This is a genomic window from Leuconostoc falkenbergense (assembly GCF_014634805.1).
GTDB lineage: Bacteria > Bacillota > Bacilli > Lactobacillales > Lactobacillaceae > Leuconostoc > Leuconostoc falkenbergense.
The window spans coordinates 1-3,082 of record NZ_BMBS01000073.1; the positions used below are offsets into that span (position 1 = coordinate 1).

A 3,082-nucleotide genomic window follows, 5' to 3' on the forward strand; every position below is an offset into this window, starting at 1 on the left:
ATAAAAAAACTCCTATACTTGATTATCTCGGATTATGCCCTAGAAATAAAGCAGTCCGGATTTTCAGTATACGAGCATTTGAAAACTCAACAAACAAGTTACCGTACTTTAGTGATAAGCAAAATTTTCACATTGGCAATAACTATATTATTTATGAAGATCAACAAATACACTGGTTAGAATGGTTAAAAACCAAAGATGAGGATAGCGACTTTAAAGATGTATATAATCATATTCGCTGCGCACCAATGCTATGTTATTTGGCAGACTCATTAAATTTTATTACTTATCCAGTCGTAAATGAAATTAGAGCTATGAAAGGTGTTAATAATAAAAATGCATCTCAAGAGGCTGGTACGTTTAGAAAAAAAATAACGTACGATATGATTAAGGTACCTTTAATTAAACTAGTGAAGTGATTGAGCTAGTTAAACAAGTCAAAGGAGTAGTAGAAAAAATGACTAAATATTATATTTACAAGGTTCATTATACTGATAATCATGACCAGTTTGATGAGGTTGAAGTTTTTCGCACTATTGATGGTCAAAAGTTCTCAATAAAGACAACTACCAAAATTAAAAGGGATGCCATGATTGAGAAAATGATGGCCGGAGTTATATTTGAGACAATTCATCAAAAATTTGGTTCTACTAAATGGTATCGTGGCAAAGAAATTATCATTGATGATGATAGTTATATCAAAACGGAAAGCAGTGTGAAAAAGTCTGATAATTTAGGTAGACTGCCAGAATACTGATAATGAATAAGGTTCTGAATAGACACTAAAATTTAAATTTGTAGAGAAGTGATATCAAAAAGGCTGAATTATTTTGTTAAAATGCACGTCGTTCCACATGGCTAGATATTTGATTTGCTTTAATAGCGTAACTAGGTTATGCTTAGTTCAAACACGAGATGTGTTTTACCCCAAATGGGTTTTTCTAATTCTTTCTGTGAGTTGTGTGCTTATTACAGCAGTTAATCCTTTATAAACAAAATCATTGCCCTTTGGGGCTTTTTATTTGCTTTAGTGTTGGATATAGTCTATGCTGGGTCAAACACTTAAAGTGTTTTTCCCTAGCGAGATAATATTAAATCGCACACATTGTTGAAATACAAAATCCCTTTTTACACCTCTTTATAGCTCTAATGTCCCCGCTGGGGCTTTTTTATTGCTATATTTATTGAAAACACGTATGCTTAGTGAAGACACCGGTGGTGTCGAAGATCCGATGAATAGAAGTTTGATCTCCAAATAATCATAAGATAATTTTTTGTAAGACATTTCTATTCATCGGATCTTTTTATTTGCTATTTCTGTTATTGTAACGTAGTATACAGAGCGTAGGACGTAAGCGGAAAGCGTCTTGCACGTTCTTTGATGTAGAGCACACCCATTAGATAGGTGTGTTTTTATTTTATAAGTACAATAGCAAGTGGATATATGATGTATTATGATAGGGCAGTGCAATGTTTGCTGTCGCCCAAGACCATTTCATATGTATTCTGCTCGGTTAGTTATTTTTTTAGATGCTTCTAATTTCAAAATAGTTTATAAAATTTCAAAATAATTTTTAGCGCTATTAGCTTTTTATATCGCTTTTAGATTTAGTAACAGTGGTTTCGATTTAACCCTGATAAACTTGACTGTATCAAGCTGCAGTCCATTATACATATAAAATAGCTATTGTTTACAATGTGTGCTATACTAGTTTTATTGAACGAAACGGAGATTTTGCTCAATAGTCTAGCAGTATACTTGTTTAATTAGTTAGTAATTTTAGTTGCATATGTGATATTTGTTGATTGGTACAGAGAGACCGTTAATAACTTAAGTATTATACTTGTTTATTTAATTAATGATTTTAGTTTTAGGATGTATATAAGTTTTTATCAAGAAGCCTGTTAGGCTTTTTTTGTTTGTTTCAAAGTAGCTAAGTTAGTAGAAAATTTTTGTGATTTTTCTTTGCCGCTTATTTTCAAATGGTCAGATATTTTATTTCTAACAATGGTTCTATTTTTTCAATAAAAAAGCATAAAAACATTTTATCTTTGTAGATGTTCAAGACAGAATATTAAAATTAGGAAAGGCTGGGCACATCCATAAATGTCGTAATCGATATATAATTAATAAAAATTATTTTTCAGCATATCAGTAGAAAAAGACCCATGAGAATTTATACGAAATATAATGTATATATGCAGTATAATATTCAAAGAATACTAACTAATTGGAGAGGTAACTGTGACAAATACATGTACTAATAGAGCGATAATCCAACGTTGTTTTTCGGGGATGATAGACTGATAACGTTCAAATAAGTATAGGCACGAGAATACTGTATTTGTGCAAGAAATTAAACGACTGGTGAATGAGTTCTGTAAACAACTAAAACCGGAGCTTAAAGATATGTGTGTCAGCAAGTACAAAGAGAATAAGCCATTTATAGAGTTTTACAATGTTGTTGCACCTACTGGTTACATTATGGCATTGAATAAAGAACTTAATCAGATAGTGAACCAGATTGAACGACCACAAGAGCGTTTATACGCATGATATGATGTTGAGTGTATTTATACTGATAGTGTTTTAAAGTAGCTTATATGGCTTTGCAGGGGGGGCTATGGGTACGATAAAAGGAAAACGTAGTATAGTTGGAAATTTAAATACAATTCCCAAAATAAAACATTTGAAAAGTCCCCAAAAATAACTTTTGATAGTGACAAAATGAAAAACGAGGTGTGATCATGGCAGATAGAACAGATAAAATGTTGAGAGATTATTTTTCAGGAAGATTGAAGCTAATGGCAGAGGTTGAGCCACGATACAAGCAAGACATGGCAGACATTAAATTTTGTTTGTCAGTCATCAAGCCAGAACACAGCGAAGTAATCAAACGATATTACAGTGATAAGTTTATAACCTGGGAAGAAGTTGTGAGTGAAGCAGGTAAGAGTCACTCAAGTTTAAGAACATGGCGTAACGACTTTAAAACGTTATTGAATGTGCTCGTATACTGAAAATCCGGACTGCTTTATTTCTAGGGCATAATCCGAGATAATCAAGTATAGGAGTTTTTTT

At 32.1% G+C, this 3,082-nt stretch carries 3 protein-coding genes; all 3 read left to right on the forward strand.

Annotation, left to right across the window (positions count from 1 at the left end; all coding sequences use genetic code 11):
• Positions 1-419, forward strand: a 419-nt coding sequence (locus IEU71_RS09825) for a hypothetical protein (protein ID WP_198422705.1), incomplete at its 5' end; no start/stop codon positions are given.
• Between the two features lie 38 nt (positions 420-457).
• Positions 458-757, forward strand: a complete 300-nt coding sequence (locus IEU71_RS09830; RefSeq protein ID WP_004910753.1) for a DUF3892 domain-containing protein — start codon at positions 458-460, stop codon at positions 755-757.
• 1,991 nt (positions 758-2,748) lie between these two features.
• Positions 2,749-3,021, forward strand: a complete 273-nt coding sequence (locus tag IEU71_RS09835; RefSeq protein WP_004910751.1) for a hypothetical protein — start codon at positions 2,749-2,751, stop codon at positions 3,019-3,021.
• The last annotated feature ends 61 nt before the right edge of the window (positions 3,022-3,082 follow it).

What these genes read in the sequence shown, in the direction of transcription:
- IEU71_RS09830 (WP_004910753.1), top strand. Translation starts at nt 458, where the DNA reads ATGACTAAATATTATATTTACAAGGTTCATTATACTGATAATCATGAC.
- IEU71_RS09835 (WP_004910751.1), top strand. Translation starts at nt 2,749, where the DNA reads ATGGCAGATAGAACAGATAAAATGTTGAGAGATTATTTTTCAGGAAGA.